The 21,911-nt window shown below is 74.3% G+C and carries 20 protein-coding genes and 2 pseudogenes; 14 read left to right on the top strand and 8 right to left on the bottom strand.

Annotated elements, in window-relative coordinates; all coding sequences use genetic code 11:
• Positions 1-130: 130 nt before the first annotated feature.
• Genes VKZ81_RS27600 through VKZ81_RS27585 form a run of 4 tightly spaced genes read left to right on the top strand, consistent with a single transcriptional unit; the run spans position 131 to position 3,524 of the window.
• On the top strand, positions 131-685 hold the full coding sequence (locus VKZ81_RS27600; protein WP_324244629.1) for an OsmC family protein: 555 nt from the start codon (positions 131-133) through the stop codon (positions 683-685).
• A 1-nt stretch (position 686) separates the two neighbouring features.
• On the top strand, positions 687-1,910 hold the full coding sequence (locus tag VKZ81_RS27595; RefSeq protein WP_324244628.1) for an NAD(P)-binding domain-containing protein: 1,224 nt from the start codon (positions 687-689) through the stop codon (positions 1,908-1,910).
• A gap of 11 nt (positions 1,911-1,921) precedes the next feature.
• The gene (locus VKZ81_RS27590) at positions 1,922-2,317 is read left to right on the top strand and encodes a nuclear transport factor 2 family protein (protein WP_324244627.1); all 396 of its coding nucleotides are present in this window, start codon (positions 1,922-1,924) and stop codon (positions 2,315-2,317) included.
• Entirely contained in the window at positions 2,298-3,524 is a 1,227-nt protein-coding gene (locus VKZ81_RS27585; RefSeq protein WP_324244626.1) for a cytochrome P450 family protein, read from the top strand. The genes VKZ81_RS27590 and VKZ81_RS27585 overlap by 20 nt, the downstream gene beginning before the upstream one ends.
• Before the next feature lie 100 nt (positions 3,525-3,624).
• On the opposite strand, the gene VKZ81_RS27580 is transcribed toward VKZ81_RS27585, so the two are convergent.
• The 4 genes from VKZ81_RS27580 to VKZ81_RS27565 are packed head-to-tail and all read right to left on the bottom strand — an operon-like array spanning position 3,625 to position 7,889.
• Positions 3,625-4,575, bottom strand: coding sequence for an MBL fold metallo-hydrolase (locus tag VKZ81_RS27580; protein WP_324244625.1), 951 nt, complete (start codon positions 4,573-4,575; stop codon positions 3,625-3,627).
• Positions 4,572-5,375, bottom strand: coding sequence for a cyclase family protein (locus VKZ81_RS27575; RefSeq protein WP_324244624.1), 804 nt, complete (start codon positions 5,373-5,375; stop codon positions 4,572-4,574). Before VKZ81_RS27575 ends, VKZ81_RS27580 begins: the two co-directional genes overlap by 4 nt.
• Complete coding sequence (locus VKZ81_RS27570) at positions 5,350-6,684, bottom strand: MFS transporter (RefSeq protein WP_324244623.1); 1,335 nt, start codon at positions 6,682-6,684, stop codon at positions 5,350-5,352. Before VKZ81_RS27570 ends, VKZ81_RS27575 begins: the two co-directional genes overlap by 26 nt.
• Positions 6,681-7,889, bottom strand: coding sequence for a M20 metallopeptidase family protein (locus VKZ81_RS27565; RefSeq protein WP_324244622.1), 1,209 nt, complete (start codon positions 7,887-7,889; stop codon positions 6,681-6,683). Before VKZ81_RS27565 ends, VKZ81_RS27570 begins: the two co-directional genes overlap by 4 nt.
• 92 nt (positions 7,890-7,981) lie before the next feature.
• On the opposite strand from VKZ81_RS27565, the gene VKZ81_RS27560 reads away from it, so the two are divergent.
• A complete protein-coding gene (locus VKZ81_RS27560) occupies positions 7,982-9,022 on the top strand; it encodes an Lrp/AsnC family transcriptional regulator (protein WP_324244621.1) in 1,041 nt (346 codons plus the stop codon).
• Positions 9,023-9,032: 10 nt separating this feature from the next.
• Here VKZ81_RS27560 and VKZ81_RS27555 read toward each other — a convergent pair whose 3' ends face one another.
• Entirely contained in the window at positions 9,033-10,202 is a 1,170-nt protein-coding gene (locus VKZ81_RS27555; protein WP_324244620.1) for a PucR family transcriptional regulator, read from the bottom strand.
• A gap of 217 nt (positions 10,203-10,419) precedes the next feature.
• Between VKZ81_RS27555 and VKZ81_RS27550 the strand changes: the two genes are divergently transcribed.
• From VKZ81_RS27550 to VKZ81_RS27535, 4 genes are read left to right on the top strand one after another with little or no spacing between them, the layout of a single operon-like run.
• Positions 10,420-11,799: an MFS transporter gene (locus tag VKZ81_RS27550; RefSeq protein WP_324244619.1), complete on the top strand. Its 1,380-nt coding sequence runs from the start codon at positions 10,420-10,422 to the stop codon at positions 11,797-11,799.
• A complete protein-coding gene (locus VKZ81_RS27545; protein ID WP_324244618.1) occupies positions 11,796-12,977 on the top strand; it encodes a CaiB/BaiF CoA transferase family protein in 1,182 nt (393 codons plus the stop codon). Before VKZ81_RS27550 ends, VKZ81_RS27545 begins: the two co-directional genes overlap by 4 nt.
• Positions 12,974-14,113, top strand: a complete 1,140-nt coding sequence (locus VKZ81_RS27540) for an acyl-CoA dehydrogenase family protein (RefSeq protein WP_324244617.1) — start codon at positions 12,974-12,976, stop codon at positions 14,111-14,113. The genes VKZ81_RS27545 and VKZ81_RS27540 overlap by 4 nt, the downstream gene beginning before the upstream one ends.
• Positions 14,110-15,339 carry a CaiB/BaiF CoA transferase family protein gene (locus tag VKZ81_RS27535; protein ID WP_324244616.1) on the top strand — a complete coding sequence of 410 codons (1,230 nt, stop codon included), beginning with the start codon at positions 14,110-14,112 and terminating at the stop codon, positions 15,337-15,339. Before VKZ81_RS27540 ends, VKZ81_RS27535 begins: the two co-directional genes overlap by 4 nt.
• Here VKZ81_RS27535 and VKZ81_RS27530 read toward each other — a convergent pair whose 3' ends face one another.
• A complete protein-coding gene (locus VKZ81_RS27530; protein WP_324244615.1) occupies positions 15,340-15,897 on the bottom strand; it encodes a very short patch repair endonuclease in 558 nt (185 codons plus the stop codon).
• A gap of 148 nt (positions 15,898-16,045) precedes the next feature.
• Here VKZ81_RS27530 and VKZ81_RS27525 point away from each other — a divergent pair, with 148 nt between their 5' ends.
• Positions 16,046-17,440, top strand: coding sequence for an NAD-dependent succinate-semialdehyde dehydrogenase (locus tag VKZ81_RS27525; RefSeq protein ID WP_324244614.1), 1,395 nt, complete (start codon positions 16,046-16,048; stop codon positions 17,438-17,440).
• 4 nt (positions 17,441-17,444) lie between these two features.
• On the opposite strand, the gene VKZ81_RS27520 is transcribed toward VKZ81_RS27525, so the two are convergent.
• The gene (locus tag VKZ81_RS27520) at positions 17,445-18,173 is read right to left on the bottom strand and encodes a hypothetical protein (RefSeq protein WP_324244613.1); all 729 of its coding nucleotides are present in this window, start codon (positions 18,171-18,173) and stop codon (positions 17,445-17,447) included.
• Positions 18,174-18,397: 224 nt separating this feature from the next.
• Between VKZ81_RS27520 and VKZ81_RS27515 the strand changes: the two genes are divergently transcribed.
• Both VKZ81_RS27515 and VKZ81_RS35250 read left to right on the top strand, forming a co-directional pair.
• Positions 18,398-19,000, top strand: coding sequence for a hypothetical protein (locus tag VKZ81_RS27515; protein ID WP_324244612.1), 603 nt, complete (start codon positions 18,398-18,400; stop codon positions 18,998-19,000).
• A complete protein-coding gene (locus VKZ81_RS35250; RefSeq protein WP_414709487.1) occupies positions 18,997-19,629 on the top strand; it encodes an OmpA family protein in 633 nt (210 codons plus the stop codon). Before VKZ81_RS27515 ends, VKZ81_RS35250 begins: the two co-directional genes overlap by 4 nt.
• A gap of 230 nt (positions 19,630-19,859) precedes the next feature.
• Here the strand turns inward: VKZ81_RS35250 and VKZ81_RS35245 are convergent.
• Positions 19,860-20,645, bottom strand: a pseudogene (locus VKZ81_RS35245) (EamA family transporter); the annotation flags it as partial.
• A gap of 114 nt (positions 20,646-20,759) precedes the next feature.
• On the opposite strand from VKZ81_RS35245, the pseudogene VKZ81_RS35240 reads away from it, so the two are divergent.
• Positions 20,760-21,243 (top strand): annotated as a pseudogene (locus VKZ81_RS35240) (DJ-1/PfpI family protein); the annotation flags it as partial.
• 33 nt (positions 21,244-21,276) lie between these two features.
• Complete coding sequence (locus VKZ81_RS27500; protein ID WP_324244645.1) at positions 21,277-21,834, top strand: helix-turn-helix domain-containing protein; 558 nt, start codon at positions 21,277-21,279, stop codon at positions 21,832-21,834.
• The last annotated feature ends 77 nt before the right edge of the window (positions 21,835-21,911 follow it).

Raw genomic sequence — 21,911 nt, 5'->3', positions numbered from 1 at the left:
GGTAGCCGCGCGCGTCCGGAATGGGTAATGGCGCCGTGCCGAGATGGGTAGCGATTCCCGACGCGATGCCCATCCCCGCGCTCCTAGCGTTCCGGCCGTTCTCGAAGGCCGATCCGATGAGGAGCACACCATGACCACGTCCGTCGTCGACAACGGCGTCAACGTCGCCGCCCTGCTCGGGGCCCGGGAGGCGATCGCCGACGCGCCGGAGATCGCCCGCTTCCAGTGGCGGTCGCGCGTGTCCTGGGTCAACGGCACGCACAGCAGCGCCGAGGTCGACACGTTCCACGGGTTCGGCGAGGAACAGCGGCACACCCGGACGTTCACCTTCGACGTCGACCACCCGCCGCAGTTCGCCGCCGAGGACAACGGGATCACGCCCGTGGAGTACGTGCTGGTCGCGCTGGGCGGCTGCCTGACGGCCGGCATCGCGGCCGTCGCCCAGCAGCGGGGCATCCAGCTGCGCTCGGTGCGCGCCGAGGTGGCCGCCGAGATGGACCTGCAGGGCATCCTCGGCGTCGACCCGGAGGTCCGCAACGGCTTCAGCGCCGTGCGGGTCGACTACCGCATCGACGCCGATGCCACGCCCGCGGAGATCGAGGCGCTGGTGGCGCAGTCGCAGAAGCGCTCCGCCGTCTACGACATCCTGACCAACCCGACGGTCGTCACGGTGACGGTGAGCTGACGTGCGGCACGCGACGACGGTGGTGATCGGCGCAGGCCACTGCGGGCTGGCCGTGAGCCGCTGCCTCGCCGCGCACTCGGTGGACCACGTCGTCCTCGAACGCGGCGAGGTCGCGCACTCGTGGCGCACCCAGCGGTGGGACTCGCTGCGCCTGCTCACCCCGAACTGGATGACCCGGCTGCCCGGGCACGCCTACCGCGGCCACGACCCGGACGGCTACCTCACGATGCCCGAGGTGGTGGGGCTGCTGGAGGAGTACGCGACCGGGGCGCCGGTGCTCACCGGGGTGACCGTCACGTCGGTGCGGGCCTTCGGTGACGGTTACCTGGTGTGCACCGACCAGGGACCGTGGCGGGCGCGCACCGTCGTCGTCGCGGCCGGCGCGGCCGCCACGGCGGCCGCGCCCGCCGTCCCGCTGCCACCCGGGATCCCCACGGTGACCGCGGCGGACTACCGCAACCCCGCCGGGCTTCCCGAAGGTGGCGTGCTCGTCGTCGGTGCCTCGGCGAGCGGGATCCAGATCGCCGACGAGCTGGCCCGCTCGGGGCGGCCGGTGACCCTGGCCGTCGGCGAGCACGTGCGGCTGCCGCGCACCTACCGGGGCCGCGACGTCCTGTGGTGGATGGACGCGTCCGGCCTGCTCGACGAGCGCTGGGACGCCGTAGGCGACCTGCTGCGGCAGCGGAACCTGCCGTCGATGCAGCTCGTCGGCGCGCCGCGGACGCTGGACCTGAACGCGCTGCGCCGGCAGGGCGCCGCGCTCGTCGGCAGGCTCAGCGGGGTCCGCGACGGGGCCGCGCAGTTCTCCGGGTCGCTGGCGAACGTGTGCGCGCTCGCCGACCTCAAACTGAACCGGCTGCTGGACCGGTTCGACGCGTGGGCCGACCGGGCCGGGGTCGAGGCGGACGCGCCGGAGCGGTTCGACCCGACCGCGGTACCGGAGCCGGTGCTGTCCGCACGGCTCGGCCGCGGCGGGATCGAGAGCGTCGTGTGGGCCACGGGCTTCCGTCCGGACCTGTCCTTCCTCGACCTGGCGGTGTTCGACCGCAAGGGCCGGATCGTGCACGACGGCGGCGTCACCGCCGCGCCCGGCCTCTACGTCATGGGCCTGCCGTTCCTGCGCCGCCGCAAGTCGACGCTGATCGACGGCGCCGCGGCCGACGCGCGCGACCTCACCGACCACCTCGTCGACCACCTGGACGCGCTCGCCGGGCGTGCGAGCTGAGGGGGTCCGCCATGCGGCATGACACGCAGCACCAGGCCATCGCCGCCGAGGTCGCCGCGCTCGTCGCCGCGCGGGACCCGGAGCGGCTCGCCGCCGTGATCACCGAGACGGCACGGCTGCGCGCCCTCCTGCCCGGCGGCCCGATCGAGGCCCACGGGCGCGCCGACGTCGTCGCCCGCTTCCACGGCTTCTTCGCCGGGTTCGACACCGTGCGGCTGGTGAGCGCGGCGGGCGAACCCGTCGGTGACCGCGTCCTCATCCACTACCGCCTGCACGTCACCCGCGGCACGACCCGCTACGCGTGCACCCAGACCGCGATCTGCAAGCCGATCGACGGGCTGCTGGCGGTGATCGACCTGCTGTGCTCCGGTTTCCGGGAGGTCCTCGATGAGCACGTCGCTGCGTGACCCCGCGCTGGACGCGTGGGGCGGCCCCGCCCACTACGACCGGGACGACCCCTTCCCGCTGTTCGAGCGGGTGCGCGCCACCGGGCCGGTGCACCGGGTGCGGCTCGCCGACGGCCACACCGCGTGGCTCGTCCTCGGGCACGCCGAGGCGCGCGCCGCTCTGAACGACCCGCGGCTGTCCAAGGACATGCACGCGGCGCTCGCCCGCAGCGGCGAGGTCGTCGCGGAGGGCCTGCCCGGCCCGGCGCTCGCCCGCCACATGCTCGCCGTCGACCCGCCCGACCACACCCGGCTGCGCCGGATGGCGATGCCCGCGTTCTCCCGGCGCCGGGTGGACCGGCTGGAGGAGCGGATCCGCCGGATCGTCGACGACCTGCTCGACGCCGTGGCGGCCCGGCACGGGGTCGTCGACCTCGTCGCCGAGTACGCGTTCCCGCTGCCGTTCACGGTCATCTGCGAGCTGCTCGGGGTGCCGCGCGCCGACCGCGCCGACCTCGGCCGGTGGATCCGGACCCTGCTCGCCCCGGGCCAGGGCCCCGAGGCCGTGGCCGCCTCGGATGCCGTCGTCGGCTACCTCTGCGCGCTGCTGGAGCTCAAGCGCGCCGAGCCCGGCGAGGACCTCGTCACCGACCTCGTCGTCGCCGCGCGGGACGGCGCGCTCACGCAGCAGGAGATGCTCTCCACGATCTTCCAGCTGATCGTCGCCGGGCACGACACGACCACGAGCCTCATCGGCAACGCGACCGTCGCGCTGCTGCGCCACCCGGCGCAGCGCGACGCGCTCGTCGCCGACCCCGAGCTCGCGCCCCGCGTGGTGGAGGAGGCGATGCGGTGGGACGCGCCCGTGCCGCACTCGACGTTCCGCTACACCACCGAGGAGGTCCGCATCGGCGACACCGTGGTCCCGGCCGACGCGCAGGTGATCGTGTCGCTGGCGGCGGCGAACCGCGACCCGGCGCGCTACCGCGACCCGGACCGGTTCGACATCCACCGCTCCGACGGCGGCCACCTCGCGCTCGGCCACGGCATCCACCACTGCCTCGGCGCGCCGCTGGCCCGGCTGGAGGGGCGCATCGCGCTCGCCGCGCTGCACACGCGGTTCCCCCGGATGCGGCTGGCCGTCGAGCCGGGCGAGCTGCGGTGGGGGCACGGCGACGGGCTGGTGCTGCGCGGGCTGACCGAGCTGCCGGTGCTGCTGGACGGCTGAGGGGGCCGATGTTCAGGAAAGCCACATTCATGAACGTGGGCTTCGTGAATGTGGCTTTCCTGAAGTAAGGGGGGCGCCCCCGCGCGGCGCGGTGGGCGGCTCAGCCGGCTGAGGCGGGCACGCCGTCCCCGACCGGCCGGAACCCGGCCCAGCGCGTGACCTCGAACCCGCCACCCCGCGCCCGCACCTCGGCGGCCCCGTGGCCCGGCAGGTGCGCGGGCACGACCAGGATCCGCTCGTCGGCCGCCTCGGCGAGGATCCGGCGCCGGGTGGCGCGAGCGCCGGCGGCGTCCTCGCAGAAGCAGCTGTTGGCGTCGGGCTCGGCGAGCTGCACGGGGCTGTGCAGGATGTCGCCGACGAACACCGCGCGATCGCTCCCCGACCGCAGCCGCAGCACCGACGAGCCGGGCGTGTGCCCGGGCGCGGGCTCGAGCGTCAGGTTGCGGTCGATCTCGTACCGGCCCTCCCACAGCGTCACCAGCCCCGCCTGCACGACCGGTCGCACGCTGTCGCCGAACACCAGGTGGCTCCCCCGGCGGCGCAGCCGATCGGCGTCGGTGACCGGCGCGGGCCTGCGGTGCTCGTTGACCGGGTCGAAGTAGTCGTGGTCGATCCGCGGCACGAGGTAGGTGGCGTTGGGGAAGGTCGGCACCCACTCCCCGTCCTGCAGCCGGGTGTTCCAGCCGACGTGGTCGTAGTGCACGTGCGTGTTGACCACGACGTCGACGTCCTCGGGACGCACCCCCGCCCGGGCGAGGTTGTCCAGGAACGGCGTGCTCAGGTGGTCGAACGTCGGGATCTGGGGGCGGTCGCGGTCGTTGCCCGCCCCGGTGTCGACGAGGATGGTGCGCCCCTCGCTGCGCAGCACCCAGGTCTGGATCGCGCACCGGTAGCCGTCGTCGGCGGGGTCGCGGAACACGGGCTCCAGCGCGGCGCGGCCCGCGGGCGTGCTGTCGGGCACGATGTCGGCGACGGTCCGGACCTTGCCGGTCCACTCGATCACCCGGGTCACCGACACGTCCCCGAGCACGATCGGGTCCGAGGTGCTCACGACCCGATCACCGCCAGCGGTCGGATCGGCGCACCCGTGGCGCCGCGCACGTTCAACGGTGCGCCGACGAACAGGAACTCGCCCGTGCCGTGCGCGGCCAGGCTCTCGGACAGCATCTCCAGCGCCATCACCTCGATCAGGTTGATGCCCGCCTCGTGGAGCAGGATGCGGTGCACCGGCAGCGCGGACAGCCCGCCCCCGGCGGGGATGTGTTCCAGCGCGATCGTGTCGGCCCCGACGGCCGCGACCCCCCGCTCGGCGAGCCAGCGGGCCGCCTCCGCGTCCACGCCGGGGACGCCGTCGGGCCCGCCGACGTACGCGGGCGGGTCGGGCCACAGCTGCGCCCACCCGGTGCGGACCAGCACCACGTCGCCGGGTCGCGGCTCGGGGGCCGCCTGCAGGTCCGCGACGCCCACCGGCTCGCCCGGGGCGAGCCGGGTCACGCCGCGGGCCCGCGGGACGTCCACCAGCACGCCGCGCCGCAGCAGCGGCGGCACCTGGTCGATGCCGTGCGTGCGGTAGCGGCCCGCTTCGACGGCGTCGGCGACCGGCACGCCGCCGTGCAGCAGCCCGTCGACCGCGACGTGGCTGAGCGCGTCCACGTGCGTGCCGACGTGGCCGCCGAGGACCATCACCTCGTGCGAGCCGGTCATGCCGTCGGCGCGCGCGACGTCGCCGTGGCGCTGCCGGAGCGCGAAGTCGAAGGCCGGGTGGGTGGGCGAGGTGGGCATGCCCACCTGCAGGGGCTGGGCGAGGTCGACGACCTCGAGGTCGTCACGCAGCAGGTCGAGCGGGTTCACGCTGCTCACTCTCCCGTCCGAGGTGGAGCTCGCCGGTCGCCAGGTCGCGGCCGCGCCCCTCGCGCAGCGTCAGCACGGTGGCGGCGGTGACCACCAGCAGCGCCACCACGTACGCGGTGAACGCCGGGCGGCCCAGCGTGGAACCGACCCAGGTCTGCAGGTAGGGGGCGGTGCCGCCGAACGCGGCGACGGCGATCGAGTACGGCACGGCGAGGCCGACCGCGCGGATCCGGGTCGGGAACATCTCGGCGTAGGCCGCGGGCAGGATCGCGATCCCGGCGCCGATGAACACCATCGCGATCGACATCGCGATCCCGAGCTGCACCGCGTCGCGCACCATCGCCTGCAGCGGGAACAGCAGCGCCGCGGTGCCCAGCGAGCTGATCAGCAGGACCGGACGGCGTCCGATCCGGTCCGACAGCGCGCCCCACGCGGGCTGGACGGCGATGAGGACCAGGCTCGCCAGCACCCCGGCCAGCAGCGCGGCGCTGGAGTCGATCCCCAGCTCGCTGATCGCGTAGGCGGGGGCGGCGATCACCCACGAGTAGTAGACGACCGTGAACCCGACCGACAGCCCGACGACCTGCGCGGCCTCCCGGCGGTGGCGCACGATCTCCGGCCAGATCCGCGGGCGCGTGGCGGGATCGGCCGCTGCCTCGCGCCGGAACGCCTCGGTCTCCTCCAGCGAGCGGCGGATCCACAGCGCGACCACGCCGAGCACCCCGCCGACGATGAACGGGATCCGCCACCCGAACTCGCTCATCTGCGCCTGCGTCAGGGTGAGCGAGAGGACGAGGCCGAGCAGCACGCCGATCGTGTTCCCGCCGACGCTCGCGATGTAGATGACGCTCGACCAGAGGCCCCGCCGCTGCGGGGGCGCGGCCTCGGCCAGGTACGTCTGCGCCGAGGGCAGCTCGCCGCCGGTGGCCAGCCCCTGCACGATCCGGGCCAGCACGAGCACGACGGACGCCCCGACCCCGATCGTCGCGTAGGTCGGCGAGATGCCGATGACCAGGCTCGCCACCGCCATGCCGCCGACGGTGAGCGCCATCATCGGGCGGCGGCCGACCCGGTCGGCGAGCCGCCCGACCACCATGCCGCCGACCGGGCGGGCCACGAACCCCACGGCGAACACGGCGAGGCTGGACAGCACGGCCGACACCTGATCGGCGGGGTCGAAGAACTGCGCCGCGAAGAACGGCACGAAGATCGCGTAGATGCCCCAGTCGTACCACTCGAGGGCGTGGCCGAAGCCGATGGCGAGCAGCGCCCGGCGGGCGCGCCTGCGGTTGTCGGGAACTGCCGTCATCGCTGGTCCTCCGGGTTCCGGGCGGGGCCGGGCCGACCGGCCCGGCGCAGGGCGAGCTCGGCGTGCAGGGCGGCCCCGAGCGGGAGCACGGCCTCGTCGAACACGGCGTGGCCGCTGTGGTTGAAGTGCGCTTCGGCGGGGTCCGCCCCGTCCGGGAGGGCGCCGAGCGCGACGAACGCGCCGGGCACCTCGGCGAGCACCCGCGAGAAGTCCTCGGCGCCGGTGAACGGGTTCTCGAGCGGCCGCAGCCACTCCTCGCCCAGCGCCTCGCGCACGGTCTCGTCGACGAACGCGACCTCGTCCGCGTCGTTCACGGTGGCGGGGCGTTCCCGGACGAACCGCGCGTCGACCTCGACGCCGTGGGCGGCCGCGATGCCGTCGAGCAGCCGGCGCGCCTCGTCGCCGACCCGGACCGCGGCCGCCTCGGAGAAGGTCCGCACCGTGGCCTCGAAGCTCGCCGACGCCGGGATGGTGTTGCGCCGCGTCCCGCCGTGCAGCACGGCCGTCGTCAGCACGACCGGGTCGAACACGTCGGTGCGCAGCGTGTGCAGCGCCAGCACCATCTCGGCCGCGGCCACGACCGGGTTGCGGGCCAGGTGCGGGGTGGAGGCGTGGCCGCCCTCCCCGTGCACGGTCACCTCCAGCGCGGAGGAGGAGGCGAGCATCGCGCCGCGGCGGGTGTGGAACCGCTGCGGGAGGGTGGAGAACACGTGCATGCCGTACGCGGCGGCGACCCGCGGGCCCGCGGCGTCCAGCACACCCTCCTCGATCATCGCGCGGGCACCCTCCCAGCCCTCCTCGCCCGGCTGGAACATCAGCACGACGTCGCCGGGCAGCCGGTCGCGCCGCGCGGCGAGCAGGTGGGCGGCGCCCAGGAGCATCGCGGTGTGCAGGTCGTGGCCGCAGGCGTGCATCACCCCGGGCACCGTGGACGCGTACGGCAGCCCGGTCAGCTCCTGCGCCGGGATCGCGTCCATGTCGGCCCGCAGCAACACGGGCGGGCCGTCCCCGCCCCCGCGCAGCACGGCGGTGACCGAGGTGGCCGCCGTGCCCGTGCTGATCTCGACCGGGAGGCCGTCGAGCGCGGCGAGCACCGCCTCCTGCGTCCGCGGCAGTTGCAGGCCCACCTCGGGGTGGGCGTGCAGGTCGCGGCGCCACCGCGTGAGCTCCCCCGCCATCTCGCGGGCCTGTTCGAGGACCGACACGTCCACCTCCGTTCTCGACGTCCGGCGCAGTGTGCGCACCGGTTTCGTCACTCGGAGAAGAATCCATCGATTCGTGCAGCAAGATGTGCCTGGTGAGCAGATCCGTGCACGACGCCGGCCCGGACGAGATCGACGAGCACGACCTCGCGCTGCTGCACGCGCTCCAGATCGCGCCGCGGGTCTCGTGGGCCGCGGCGGCGCGCGTCCTCGGCTCGAACCCCGCCACGCTCGCCGCCCGCTGGAGCCGGCTGCGCGAGCGCGGGCTGGCCTGGGTCACCGCGCACCCGGGCGGCAGCTACCGGCACGTCACGCTCGCGCTGGTCGAGGTCGACTGCCTGCCCGGCGCCCGGCGGTCCGTCGTCGAGGCGGTGTGCCGGGACCCGCGGGCCGTCACGGTCGAGGAGTCCACCCGCGGCCGCGACCTGCTGCTCACCGTCATCACCCCGGACCTGGCCTCGTTGACGGCGTTCGTGCTCGACGACCTCGAGGCCCTGCCGGGCGTCGAGCGCCAACGGACGTACGTGGCCACCGCGATCCACCGGCACGGCACCCACTGGCGCCTCGACGCGCTCGACCCGGCGCAGGTGGTGGCGCTGGAGGCGGAGCAGGCCCGCTCGACGCCGGCCGTCCGGACGACGCCGCCCGCGCACGCGTGGCCGCTCATCGAGGGGCTGGCCGTGGACGGCCGCCGCACCGCGGCCGAGCTCGCCAGGGCGACCGGGCGCAACACCGCGACCGTGCGCCGACAGCTCGCCCGGCTCATCGGCTCCGACCTGCTGTCGTTCCGCTGCGAGCTCGCCGCCGAGGTCTCCGGCTGGTCGGTGAGCAGCACCTGGACCGCCCACGTCGAGCCGGCCGATCAGGAACGCACGATCGCGGCCTTGGCGACCCTCCCCGAGCTGCGCATGTGCATGTCCATGACCGGCGACGCGAACATCGCGATGACGGTGTGGACCCGCTCCGTGCACGACATGCTGCGGATCGAGCGCCTGTTCGGCGAGCGGCTGCCGTGGATGCGGCTGCGCGACAACGCCGTCAACCTGCGCACCCCGAAGCGGATGGGCTGGATGCTGGACGAGCGCGGGCGGGCGACGGGCGAGGTGGTGGTGCCGACCGCGCTCGCCGGCCGCTGAGCGGGCCGGCTCACGGCAGGTGCCCGGTGCGGCGCGCCCATTCGTAGCGGCGCAGCGCCCACCACACCTCGCTCGTCTCCTGCGCCGACCGCAGGGTGATCCCGCTCAGCCGCTTCACCTGGTTGATCCGGTAGCGCAGCGTGTTCGGGTGCACGACGAGCGCGCGGGCCGCGACCGCCGTGTTCATCCCGGCGGCGAGGAAGGCGTCCAGGGTCGCGACGAGCTCGACGCCGAACTCCCCCTGGTCCAGGAGCGGGCCGAGGAAGCGTTCGACCAGGACGTCGCCGATGTCGTGCTCGGCCGCCACCGCGACGCGCAGCGAGATCTGCTGCAGCGTCTGCGGCCCGTGGCGGCCGAACTGCGAGGCGACCTCCATGACCCGGCTGGCGACCCGGTAGGACTCGTGCAGGTGGCGAAGCTCCACCACGGGCCCGACGGCGACGGTGGGGCCCGTTGCCGGGATCGCCTCGGTGGCGGCCAGCACGCCCGCCGCGTCGCCCTCGACGACGGCGCCGACCGCGTCCAGGCGGTGGGTCGCCGCCCACCGCACGATCTCCTGCAGGAGGGAGGAGGCCGACCCGTCCTCCTCCGGGCGGGCCCGGAACGCCCGGTAGCGCGCCCCGGCGACGAGGCCCAGCGACCCGGCGAGCACCGCGGTCTCGGGTGAGAGCGCCTCCTGGGTGAGCAGGCGGCGCAGGATCTCCACCCGACGGGACTCGGCCGTCCTCGCCATCTCGAGGTCCGCCTCGCGGTGGGCGACCGCGTACTCCCGGCTGACCAGGTCGTTGACCTCCCAGAGGACCCGGATCCCCTCGAGCTGGATCGCGGTCGGGATCCCCAGCCGGGTGGCCGTCTCGATCGCGAACTCGCGCAGGCACTGGAACGACACGCGGATCGCGAGGAGCACGTGCTCGATCCGGATGCCGGCCCGCGCGCGTTCCGCGGCCACGCTCACGTCGCGGATCCGCTCCGGGACCCGACCGGCGGCCAGGGCGGTGGCCGCGGTCTCGACGTGCTGCAGCAGGGAGTGGCGCAGCGACGCCCGGGGCACCGACTCGTAGCTGGGCACGTGGGCCCGGATCTCCTCGATGATCTCCTCGGCGAGCCCGTCCGCGCGCTCCCGCAGCCGCACCGCGACCCCGTCGAAGGCGCCCGGCGTCCATCCACCCCGGTCCTGCATCGCTGCTCCCTCGGTCCGCGCCGTCCGCCGATGATCGATGCTGTTGTGCCGCCGCACAACGGGAGCAGCGGCCGCTCATCTGCGGGGACATGGACCGGCGCCATCGGGCCGCTTACCGTTTCTGCCACCGCGACAATCGCACGCCGCGATCGCCAGGCGTCTCACTTTCCGTGTTTTCGCCCGCATTCCCCCGTGATCTCGTCAAGGGAGATGAGTCATGCCCGAACGATCGATCGCCCCGCCCCACCCACGCGGAACACCCCGCCGGACCGAGCGCTCCGACCTGGACGTCAACGCAGGTCAGCTGCGCCGGGTCGCCCTCGCGAGCTGCGCGGGAACCACCATCGAGTTCTACGACTTCTTCATCTACGGAACCGCGGCGGCCTTGGTGTTCCCCACGGTGTTCTTCCCCGCGCTGGGCGACTCCGCGGCCGTGGTCGCCTCGCTGGCCACGCTCGGCGTCGCATTCGTCGCGCGACCAGTCGGGGCCGTTGTGTGCGGCCACTTCGGTGACCGTTTCGGCCGGAAGAACACGCTCGTCGCCACCCTGCTGCTGATGGGGGTGGCGACCGTTCTGATCGGTCTGCTGCCGAGCGCGGCGACGATCGGGGTCGCGGCACCGATCGCCCTGACCGTGCTCCGCTTCGCGCAGGGCGTGGCCGTGGGCGGGGAGTGGGCCGGGGCGACGTTGCTGGCCGCCGAGTACGCCCCGCCCGCGAAGCGGGGCCTCTACGCGGTCTTCCCCCAGCTCGGTCCGGCCCTGGGGTTCGCCCTGTCCAGCGCGACGTTCCTCGCCGTCGACGTGGTGGTGGGGCCGTCGAGCCCGGCCTTCCTGAGCTACGGCTGGCGGATCCCGTTCCTCTGCAGCGCCGTGCTCGTGCTCGTGGGCCTGTACGTCCGCCTGTCGGTGGCCGAGACCCCGGCGTTCCGCAGGCACGTGGCCGATCGCGCCGCACGCGGCGACACCGGCCCGGCCGTCGTCCCGCTGCGCGCCGTGCTGCGGGCGCAGTGGCGCGAGGTGCTGCTCGGCGGGGGCGTGATGACCGTCCTGTTCGCCCTGTTCTACGTCGCCACCGCCTACATGACCGCGTACGGGACCTCGGCCGACGGACCGGCCCTCAGCAGGGCGGCGGTGCTCGCGCTGGGCATCGTCGCGAGCGCCGCGCTGGCGCTCACCACCGTTGCGGCGGGGATCCTGTCCGACCGGTACGGCAGGCGACGCACGATCCTCGTCGCCTACGCCCTCACCGTCCCGGTGGTGCTGCTGCTGTTCACCTGGGTGACCGGGCTCTCGGGGATCGCGTTCGGCGTCGCGCTGGCCGGCATGCTCGGCGTCTACGGGATCGCGTACGGCCCGGTCGGCGCCTACCTCCCGGAGCTGTTCGCCACCGAGTACCGCTACACCGGGGCCGGGGTCGCCTACAACCTCGGCGGCATCCTCGGCGGAGCGATCGCGCCGATGGTGGCCGCGGCGATCGCCGCGGTGCACGGACCGATGGCGGTCGGCGTCCTGCTCGCCGGCCTGGCCCTGCTCAGCCTGCTGAGCACCGCGGCGCTCCGCCCCGCCACGGCGCGCATCCAGGAGGCGACCCTGTGACGCGAGGTGCGCTGAGCGGGCTGCGGGTCCTCGACCTCAGCAGGCTGGCCCCCGGCCCCTACTGCAGCATGCTGCTCGCCGACCTCGGCGCGGACGTGGTGATGGTGGGAGGCGGCCGCACCGGCGCCCCGATCCCGGTGCTGCGCCGCGGCAAGCACGCCGTCGAGCTGGACCTCAAGTCGGCCGACGACCGGGCCCTGTTCGACCGGATGGTCGCCCGCACCGACGTCCTGATCGAGAGCTTCCGGCCCGGCGTGGCCGCCCGGCTCGGGGCCGACCACGAGCGGCTGAGCCGGATCAACCCGCGGATCGTCTCGTGCAGCCTCACCGGCTACGGGCAGGACGGCGCGCTGGCCCAGCGCGCCGGGCACGACATCAACTACCTCGCCGTCGCCGGCGCGCTGGGGACCTTCGGTCGCGCGGGCGAGCCCCCGACGCCGCCGCTCAACCTGCTCGCCGACTTCGGCGGCGGCGGGCTGCTCGCCGCGTTCGGGATCCTGGCCGCCCTGCACGAGCGGGAGCGCTCCGGCGTCGGCCAGCACGTGGACGCGGCGATGGTCGACGGCGTGCTGTCGATGATGGCGATGCCCTTCGCGGACTGGGGCACGCCGACGCTGCCCGAGCGGGGCACCGGGGTGCTCACCGGCACGATGCCCGCCTACCGCACCTACGAGTGCGCCGACGGCAGGTATGTCGCGGTCGGGGCACTCGAACCGCAGTTCTTCGCCGCGCTCTGGCGAGGGCTCGGGCTCGACGACGAGAACGGGGTGCCCGACCACCTGGCGCCGGAGCGGTGGGATTCGCTCGCCCGGACGCTCGAAGCCGCCTTCCGCACGAAGGACCGGGACACCTGGGCCGCCCACTTCGCAGACAGCGACGCCTGCGTCACCCCCGTCCTCGAACCGCACGAGCTCGCCGCGCACCCGCACATCGCATCCCGGCATCCGGGCTTCGACCTGACCCGCGTTCCCGCCGTGCCCCGGCTGTCCCGCACGGCGCCGGAGCCGGGGCCGACCCCGACGGCGGGTGAGACCGCCGAGGTGCTGCGCGGGTTCGGGCTCACCCCGGACGAGTGCGCGCGGATCACCGCACGTCCCGGTGCGGGCGGGGACCTCTCCTGGCCCCCGATCACCGAACAGACGACCACCACCCCAGCGGAGGGAGACGTCCCGTCATGACCGGCACCCCCCAGGACATCCACACGGAGTTCCGCAAGGTCGTCCGGCAGGTCGCCACCGAGCGGATCGCGCCGTACGCCGCCGCCGTCGACGAGGAGGAACGCTTCCCCACCGAGGCGTGGGAGGCGATCGTCGAGGCCGACCTCGCCGGCCTCGCCCACCCCGAGCACCTCGGCGGTTCCGGCGCCGACCTGCTCACCCAGGTCATCGCCGTCGAGGAGATCGCCCGCGCCTGCATGACGACCTCGCACGTGCTGCTGGTGAACTGGGCCGGGACCTGCACGATCCTCTCCGAGGGGTCGGCCGAGCTGCAGGAGCTCGTCGTGCCGCAGGTCGCGTCCGGGCGGGCCGGCGCGGGGTGGTGCCTCACCGAGCCGACCGCGGGCTCCGACGTCGCCGGGCTCTCGACCACCGCGACGAAGGTCGACGGCGGGTGGAGCCTCACCGGCCAGAAGCGCTTCATCAGCAACGCGCCGTGGGGTGACTGGTACGCGGTCCTCGCCCGCACCGGCGAGTCGAGCTACGGCGTGTTCGTCGTCCACCGCGACGACCCGGGCCTGTCCTTCGGCCCGAAAGAACGCAAGATGGGTCTGCGCGGCAGCCCCACCGCCGACATCGTCCTCGACGGCTGCGTCGTGCCGGACGTCCGCGTGGTCGGCGACCCCACCCAGGGCTACCGCTACATCATGTCCGAGCTGAACGGCAGCCGGGCGCTGATCGCGGCGCAGGCCCTCGGGGTGGCGCAGGGCGCGCTCGACGCCGCGGTCGCCTACACGACGGAACGCACGCAGTTCGGGCAGCCGATCTCCCGCTTCCAGATGGTGCGCGGGATGGTCGCGGACATGGCCGTCCGGGTCGCGTCGGCGCGGGCCCTGCTCTACGAAGCCGTCGGCCTCATCGAGTCCGGGCACCCGGACGCCCGCGCGAAGGCGTCCATGGCCAAGCTGCTGTGCAGCGACAACGCGATGTCGGTGACCACCGACGCCGTGCAGCTCTTCGGGGGCTACGGCTACATCCGCGACTACCCGGTGGAGCGGATGATGCGCGACGCGAAGATCACCCAGATCTACGAGGGGACCAACCAGATCCAGCGCCTGCTCATCGCGAAGGCGGTCTACGCGGGGGTGGGCGCGTGAGCCGGGCGTTGGAGGGCATCCGGGTCCTCGAGCTGTGCGAGATCATGCAGGGACCGCTCGCCGGGCAGACGCTCGGCGACCTCGGGGCCGACGTGATCAAGGTCGAACGCGGGCCGAACGGGGACGCCATGCGCCTGCTCGACCGGGCCGCCGTCGAGAACGGTTGGGTCTCGTCCTACTTCGCCTCGCTGAACCGCAACAAGCGCAGCATCAGCCTCGACCTCAAGACGCCGGGCGGGATGCGGGTCCTGCACCGGCTGCTGGAGCGGACCGACGTCCTGATCCACAACTACCGGCCCGACGCCGTCCGCAGGCTCGGGCTCTCCTACGCCGACCTCGTGCAGCGCTACCCGCGCCTGATCTACGCGAGCGCCTCCGGCTACGGGCCCGACGGCCCGATGGCCCACCGCCCCGGGCAGGACATGCTGGCGCAGTCGGTCAGCGGGCTCGCCCGCGCCTTCGCCGCCCCCGGCCGCCGGTCCGAGCTGAACCCGACCGCCCAGGTCGACTTCGCGTCCGGCATGTTGCTGGTCCAGGGCGTCCTCGCCGCCCTGTACGAGCGGGAGCGGTCCGGGCACGGCCAGGAGGTCACCGTCAACCTGCTCGACACGGCGGTGTCGATGCAGATGATGGAGGTCGCTGCGCACACCATGTACGGGGAGGAGCTGAACTGGGTCACCCAGTGGTACGGCGGGACGTTCGACACCACCGACGGCGTGATCACGGTGCTCGGCCTCTTCCGGCCGAACGCGCTGCAGCGCATCTGCACGGCGCTGGGGATCGAGGACCTCAGCCTGCGACCTGAGCTCGCGACCCCCGAGCTGCAGGCGCGCAACCGCGACATCGCCAACGAGATCATCGCGCCGGTCGTCGCCCGGCTCAGCACGGAGGAGGCCCTCGAACGGCTCGGCTCCGTCGACGTCCTCTGCGCCCCGCAGCTGACGATCCAGGAGGCGCTCCGGCACCCGCAGGTGCGCCACAACGGCCTGCTGGTCGAGGTCGACGTCGCCGACCAGTTCCGGGCGCAGCTCATCGGATACCCGGTCCGGCTCTCGCGCAGCCCGGGCACGGTGCGGCGGCCGGTGCCCCGCCTCGGGCAGGACACGGTCGAGGTGCTCCGCGAGCTCGGTCTCGGGGCCGCGGAGATCGACCGGCTCGACGACGAGGGGGCGATCCGGCGGCCGGTCGACCGCGACGCCGCCCGCCACGCCGCGCAGTACGTCTGATCAGGAGTCCCTCCGCCGCCGTCGCACGGGCGGCGGCGGAGGTCGACGGCGACCGGTGGGGAAGTGGCGCCGACCGCGCTCGCCGGCGCCGACCCGACCGTCGCCGGCGGCCGCCCCTCGGCCGCCCCCGTCGCCCGAACGCACCCGTCTGTCCGGGTGTGGACGCCGCGGCCCGTGCGCACCGGCACGATGGCGCACGATCCGGTCGATCGACTCGGCCGCGTCGTCCGGGTCTTCGTGCTCCCAGACCCTGACGACGAGCCAGCCCGCGGCGGCGAGCCTCGCGTCGGTGTCGCGATCGCGGCGCGCGATGCCGCGGAACTTCCGGCGCCACCAGCTCGTGTTCGTCCTCGGCAGGTGGCTGTGTTCGGGGCAGGAGTGCCAGAAGCACCCGTCGACGAACACGGCGACCCGCGCGCCGCGCAGGAGGATGTCGACGCGCCGGCGGCGGTCCCCGCCCGGCACGGGCCGGTCGACGACGAACCTCAGCCCGCGCCGGTGCAAGGCGCTGCGCAGGGCCAACTCCGGCCGCGTGCCGGCCCTCCGGGTCCGCCGCATCACCCGCGCCGTAGCCGGGGACGACGCCGGCGGGATCGGACCGGGATCCAGGTGCTGGTACACGGCACCAGCGTCTCGGGTGGATCCGACATCGCGGCCGGCTCGCTCCACCGGGCGTGAGCCCGCCCACCCCGGGTAGCCCCCGGACATGGCCATCGCGACGATCAACCCGGCGACCGGCGAGACCGTGCGGGAGTTCGCCCCGCTCGACGACGGGGCGCTGGACAAGAAGCTCGCCCTGGCGGCCGAGGCGTTCCGCGGCTGGCGCGCGACGAGCTACGCCGAGCGCGCCGACCTGCTGCGCCGCGCCGCCGACATCCTCGACGACGAGGCCGATGCCCTCGCCCGGATCGCGACGCTCGAGGTCGGCAAGACGCTGGCGTCGTCGGTCGCCGAGGTCGGCAAGTGCGCGAAGGGCTGCCGCTGGTTCGCCGAGCACACCGAGGAGATCCTCGCCGACGTGCCGCACGAGGTGCCCGGCGGCGAGGTCTTCACCCGCTACCAGCCGCTCGGCCCGGTGCTGGCGATCATGCCGTGGAACTTCCCGTACTGGCAGGTGTTCCGGTTCGCCGCGCCCGCGCTGATGGCGGGCGACGTCGGGCTGCTCAAGCACGCGTCGAACGTGCCGCAGTGCGCGCTCGCCATCGAGGACGTGCTGCGCCGCGCCGGCTTCCCCGACGGCACGTTCCAGACGCTGCTCGTCGGCTCGGGTGCGATCGAGGGGATCATCGCCGACGACCGCGTCCGCGCCGTGACCCTCACCGGGAGCGAGCCCGCGGGTCGCCAGGTGGCCGCGGCCGCGGGGAAGGCGGTGAAGACCAGCGTGCTGGAGCTGGGCGGCAGCGACCCGTTCATCGTCATGCCCTCGGCCGACCTCGACGACGCCGTCTCGAACGCGATCGCCTCGCGCATGCTGAACAACGGCCAGTCGTGCATCAACGCCAAGCGCCTCATCGTGCACGCCGACATCGCCGACGAGTTCGAGCGGCGGCTGGTGGCGGGCATGGAGGCGCTGAGGATCGGCGACCCGATGGCCGACGACACCGACTGCGGTCCGCTCGCCTCGCCGGACGCGGTGCAGACGCTGCACCAGCAGGTGCGCGACACCGTGGCCGCGGGCGCCCGCCTGCTCACCGGCGGGGAGCCGCTACCCGGCCCCGGCAACTTCTACCCCCCGACCGTGCTCACCGACATCCCCGACGGCTCGCCCGCGCACCGCGAGGAGCTGTTCGGGCCGGTCGCGAGCGTGTGGCGCGCCCGCGACGTCGACGACGCCATCCGCATCGCGAACGACTCGACGTTCGGGCTCGGCGGCAGCGCCTGGACCCGCGACGAGTCCGAGCAGCGGCGATTCGTCGACGAGGTCGAGACCGGGATGATCTACATCAACAAGTTCACCGAGTCGACGCCCGAGGTCCCCTTCGGCGGGGTGAAGAACTCCGGCTACGGGCGGGAGCTGGCCGCGTTCGGGCCACGGACGTTCGTGAACGCAAAGACCGTCTGGGTCGCACCCACCGAGCAGCGCAGCGGCGACGTCGAGTGACGCCTCAGCCCGCCAGGGCGCAGCTCGCGGGATCGGTCTGCAGCAGCGGGTCGTCGGCGGCGACGTCGTCGATCGCGGTGGACTCGAGCGGGGTCACGACGCCGTCCACCACCGCGTGGGCCACGTAGGTACCCGAGTACCGCGGCGGCGCGCCGGGCGGCAGGTCCTCGCGCAACGTCACGCCCAGCAGCCCGAGGGAACGGCCGTCGTGGTCGTCGGCGCACTCGTAGCCGTTCACCGCGGTGGCCCCACCGCCCTCGTAGACGAAGAAGGGGTGGCCGTCGGGGCCGCTGACCGGCACCAGCCCGACCTCCCCGTCGTAGAGGTAGATCGCCGACGCGACCGCGTTGGCCCCGATCGACACCGGCACGACCACCTCGGCGACGCGGTTCCCGTCGACGTCGCTGACCCGCCGGTCGGCCTCCAGCACCTCGGGCTGGTCGCTCGGGAGCTTCGCCGTCACGGTCCCGCTGGCGAGGTCGGCGCGCAGCTGCCAGCCGCCGCCCGGGTCGGCCTGCACGGTGATCCGGTCGTTCGCCCCGTCGTCGTCCAGGTCGGCCCACGTGACGTCCACCGGGGCCGGGTCCGCCGGTGCCTCGCCCGGGGGCACGGCGGTCGACGCGGTCGACGCCACCTCCAGCGCCGCGGTGGCGTCCGGCGCGCTGCCCCCGCAGCCGCCGACCAGCACCGCGGCGCCGGCCGCCGCGAGTGCGCGGGTCGCCTTCGTGACCACGTCGATCCCTCCCCCCGGCCCGCCCGGAGCGGACCTCGTCGGTCGGTCCTCACCGGTAGGACGTGGTTCGGCGGCATCCCGTTGGTTCCCGATCGGGTGGTTCGCCATCGCAGGACCCGATCACCCGTGCACCGGTTCCCAACGAACGTGCGCGCAACGGCAATGCGTCCCCCGGGTGGGCGGGAGAGCATCGGCACCCCGCCCACCCGAGGAGCAGGAGACACGTGTCGACGCGACGCGCCGGCTCGGTGCTCGCCCTCGCCGTCCTGACGGCCGCGGGATGCGCGTTCCCCGCGCTTCCCGGCGACACCGAGCGACCCACAACAACCCAGAGCCAGGCCCCCGCGCCCCAGGCGCAGCCGCAATCCGAACCCTACGACGCGTCCGCGACGAAGGAACCGGGACCGCGGTCGCAGGACCTCGACATCGAGGTCGTCCACCCCAACGGGATGACGTTGGCACTGCACGAGCTCGCGTTCGAGGGCAACGACATCTACCTCGATGTCGAGATCAACAACGCCTCGCGCGCCGAGTGCACGATCCACATGGGCAACGTGACCGGCGAGCGGTTGCGCCTGGTCGACGACGCGGGCCAGGAGTACAACCTCGTCGAGCCGGACGAGGACAGGCCGGTGATCTCCCTCGTGCCGGGCGAGACGCTCGAGGGCACGCTGGCGTTCCGCGGGCCGCTGCGCGGCAGCCCGGCGCGGCTGATGCTGGTCACCAACGTCTACCCGAGGGAGATCGACGATTTCGACCTCGAGTCGGAGAGCGACACCTCGGTGTTCCCCAAGTTCGTCGTGCCGATCGACCTGGTCCGGACGTGAACCGCGGCCGGTGGATCGTCGGCGTCGCGCTCGTCGCGGCCGCGGCGTGCGCCCCGGCCGGCCCGCCGCAGGCGGCCCCGGCCGACACGGCCTCGCCCCCGACCGCCGACGCGGCACCGAGCAGCACCGCCGAGCGCCGGGGCGGCACCCAGCTGGAGCGCAGCCGCAGCGACGCCTCCTCCGACATCGAGCGCCGGATCGCCGACACATTCTCCGAGCTCGGGGCCACGTCGCGCGGTGGCGACACCGTGATCACCCTCCCCGACACCGTGCTGTTCGAGTTCGACCGGCACGACCTGCGCCCCGACGCCACCCGGGTGCTCGACGACCTCACCGAGGCGATCACCTACTTCGCCGACGCGCCCGTGCGGGTCACCGGGCACACCGACGGCAAGGGCACCGCCGGGTACAACCTGAACCTCTCCCAGCGGCGGGCGGACGCGGTCGTCGACCACCTCGTGGCCGGGGGCGTCGAGCGCGACCGCATCACCGCCCGCGGCGTCGGCGAGACACAGCCCGTGGCGGCCGAGGTCCGCCCGGATGGCTCCGACGACCCGGCGGCGAGGGCCCGCAACCGCCGGGTCGAGATCGTCATCGAGGGCGTGGACCCCGCCGATCTCAACGGGTGATCCGCCCGCGCGGAGCGGCTCGCCGCGGCCGTTGTCCAGCCGGACGACCCGGTCGGCGAGAGCCGAACGCCGCGGGCGCCCGCCGGCGCGCCGGTTCCTGCGCGCGGTGGTGGCGCGCTCTCAGGAGCACCGCGGGGCCCCGCCGCGGTGCCACCCGATGGTCGTGGAACCGCGATGCGCGCGGCCCGGCCGACGACGGCGTCGGACAGGAGCGGACCGACCACCAACCCGGCCCCGACCAGGTCGAGCCAGGTGATCTGGTCGCGGAGGAACCCGACCGAACCCGCCAGCCCGCAGACGGGGATCAGGGTCAGGTAGGCGGCCGCCCGGGCGACCGGCAGGCGCCTGAGGGCCGCGAGGTAGGGCCAGAACGGCAGCGCGTAGCCCACGACACCGGAGAGCGCGACGAGCACCAGCCCGCGCGTCGTCAGGTCCGGCCAGAGCGCGCTGCCGGAGACGGCGACGCCGCCTGCGACCACGAAGCCCAGCGCCCAGGCCTGCTGGGTGAACGCGGCGGGGAGCGGCGGCACCGACGCCACGTACCGCGAGGCGACCACCACGTAGAGCGCCGCGACGACCACGCTCGCGACGACGAGCCCGTCGCCGATCGGTGACCCGCCTCCCCCGTCGCCCGCGAACGAGACGAGGACCGCTCCGGCCGTCGCTGCCGCGACGACGACCGTCCGGCGGTGCGGACGCTCGCGGAGCAGCACCCACGCGATGAGCGGCACCACGGCCGGTTCGATGCTGCCGAGCACGCTCGCGTTGGCCGCGCTGGTCGCTGCGAGCCCTGCGAGCGCCAGCTGGTACGCGACCCCGGGCTCGAGCAGGCCGACCCACCCGCGGCGCCACGCGCCGCCGGTCGGTGCCCCGGCCACGAGCCCGATCACCCCCAGCACCCCGACCGACGCGCTCAGCTGCACGACCAGCACGAGGTTCGGCGCCGCGCCGGTCTCGTCCAGCGCGACCTTGGTGAGGATCAACCCGGCCGCCCACGCACCGGCGCTTCCGACCATGAGCAGCGGGCCTCCGACAGCCATGGCTCCAGGCTCGTCGCCGGCCGGGAGGGCGTCGTCGACCAGCAGCCCCCCGATCGCGCCACGCAGGTCCGACGGCGCGTCACCGCGGGTGTGGGCGGTGGACGGCGGCGCGGCCGGGCGGCACGCTTCGGGCATGAGGCCGCCGCGGTCACCTTCCTGATCTTCGACGGCCACCAGTCGCTGGACCTGGTGGGCCCGTTCGAGGTGTTGCGCGATGCCGGCTACGCGTGCACCGTCGCTGCGGGGGGAGCCGGCCTCGTGCGCTCATCCATGGGACTGTCGATCAACGCGGATGCCCCGGTGTCCGCCGTGGACCCGCGCGGCGCCGACGCGGTGATCGTCGCGGGCGGGGGTGCACACCGCGGTCTCCGACCCGACGCTCATGGATTGGCTCGCCGCAGCCGGCGCTTCGGCCCGTCGCGTCGCCTCCGTGTGCAACGGCACGTTCCTGCTCGCGGCGGCGGGGCTGCTGGACGGGCGCCGGGTGACGACGCACTGGCTCCAAGCCGAGCAGCTGGCCCGCCAGCACCCCGCGGTGATCGTCGACCGTGAACCGATCTTCATCCGCGACGGCCGGATCTGGACCTCGGCCGGTGTGACCGCCGGCATGGACCTGGCGCTGGCACTCGTCGAGGACGACGTCGGGGCGCAGGCCGCGCTCGAGGTCGCCCGGGAGCTGGTGCTGTTCCTGCGCAGGCCGGGCAACCAGTCGCAGTTCAGCACCCCGTTGTGGTCGAGGCCGGCGGCCACCGACGCGCTGCGGGTGGTCGTCGATGCCATCGACACCGACCCGGGCGGCCGGCACGACATCGCGGCCCTCGCCGCGCCGGCGAAGCTGAGCCCGCGCCACTCCCAGCGGAAGTTCACCCGCGAGATCGGGATACCGCCCTCCGCCTACGTCGAACGGGTCCGGGTCGAGGTGGCCCAACGCGCGCTCGCCGAACGGGACGATCCGGTGGACAGCATCGCGCGCCGGTGCGGGTTCGGCATCCGCCGAGACATTGCGGCGCACGTTCCACCGGATCGTGGGCGTCGCACCGTCGGACCACCGGGCCCGGTTCCGGACCGCGGGCGGGTAGTCACCGGGTTGCACCGCCGGGTTGGCGAGATCTCGGCGCAGGACGTCCGGATCCGGGTCGGAGAAGCGGACTCGTTGCAGGGATGATGCCGCGGCACGGGCGGCGCCCACGACGAGGAGTCCCGACATGACGAGACCGCTCCGGTTCGGGGTCGTCGCCCCGC

Source organism: Pseudonocardia sp., from assembly GCF_035305885.1.
GTDB lineage: Bacteria > Actinomycetota > Actinomycetes > Mycobacteriales > Pseudonocardiaceae > Pseudonocardia.
This window is presented reverse-complemented; position numbering and strand designations above follow the sequence as displayed.

Bases quoted from the DNA above. Each gene is read 5' to 3' on its own strand.
- VKZ81_RS27600 (WP_324244629.1), top strand. From the start codon at position 131: ATGACCACGTCCGTCGTCGACAACGGCGTCAACGTCGCCGCCCTGCTC.
- VKZ81_RS27590 (WP_324244627.1), top strand. From the start codon at position 1,922: ATGCGGCATGACACGCAGCACCAGGCCATCGCCGCCGAGGTCGCCGCG.
- VKZ81_RS27585 (WP_324244626.1), top strand. From the start codon at position 2,298: ATGAGCACGTCGCTGCGTGACCCCGCGCTGGACGCGTGGGGCGGCCCC.
- VKZ81_RS27570 (WP_324244623.1), bottom strand. From the start codon at position 6,684: ATGACGGCAGTTCCCGACAACCGCAGGCGCGCCCGCCGGGCGCTGCTC.
- VKZ81_RS27555 (WP_324244620.1), bottom strand. From the start codon at position 10,202: ATGCAGGACCGGGGTGGATGGACGCCGGGCGCCTTCGACGGGGTCGCG.
- VKZ81_RS27550 (WP_324244619.1), top strand. From the start codon at position 10,420: ATGCCCGAACGATCGATCGCCCCGCCCCACCCACGCGGAACACCCCGC.
- VKZ81_RS27540 (WP_324244617.1), top strand. From the start codon at position 12,974: ATGACCGGCACCCCCCAGGACATCCACACGGAGTTCCGCAAGGTCGTC.
- VKZ81_RS27530 (WP_324244615.1), bottom strand. From the start codon at position 15,897: ATGCGGCGGACCCGGAGGGCCGGCACGCGGCCGGAGTTGGCCCTGCGC.
- VKZ81_RS27525 (WP_324244614.1), top strand. From the start codon at position 16,046: ATGGCCATCGCGACGATCAACCCGGCGACCGGCGAGACCGTGCGGGAG.
- VKZ81_RS27500 (WP_324244645.1), top strand. From the start codon at position 21,277: ATGGACCTGGCGCTGGCACTCGTCGAGGACGACGTCGGGGCGCAGGCC.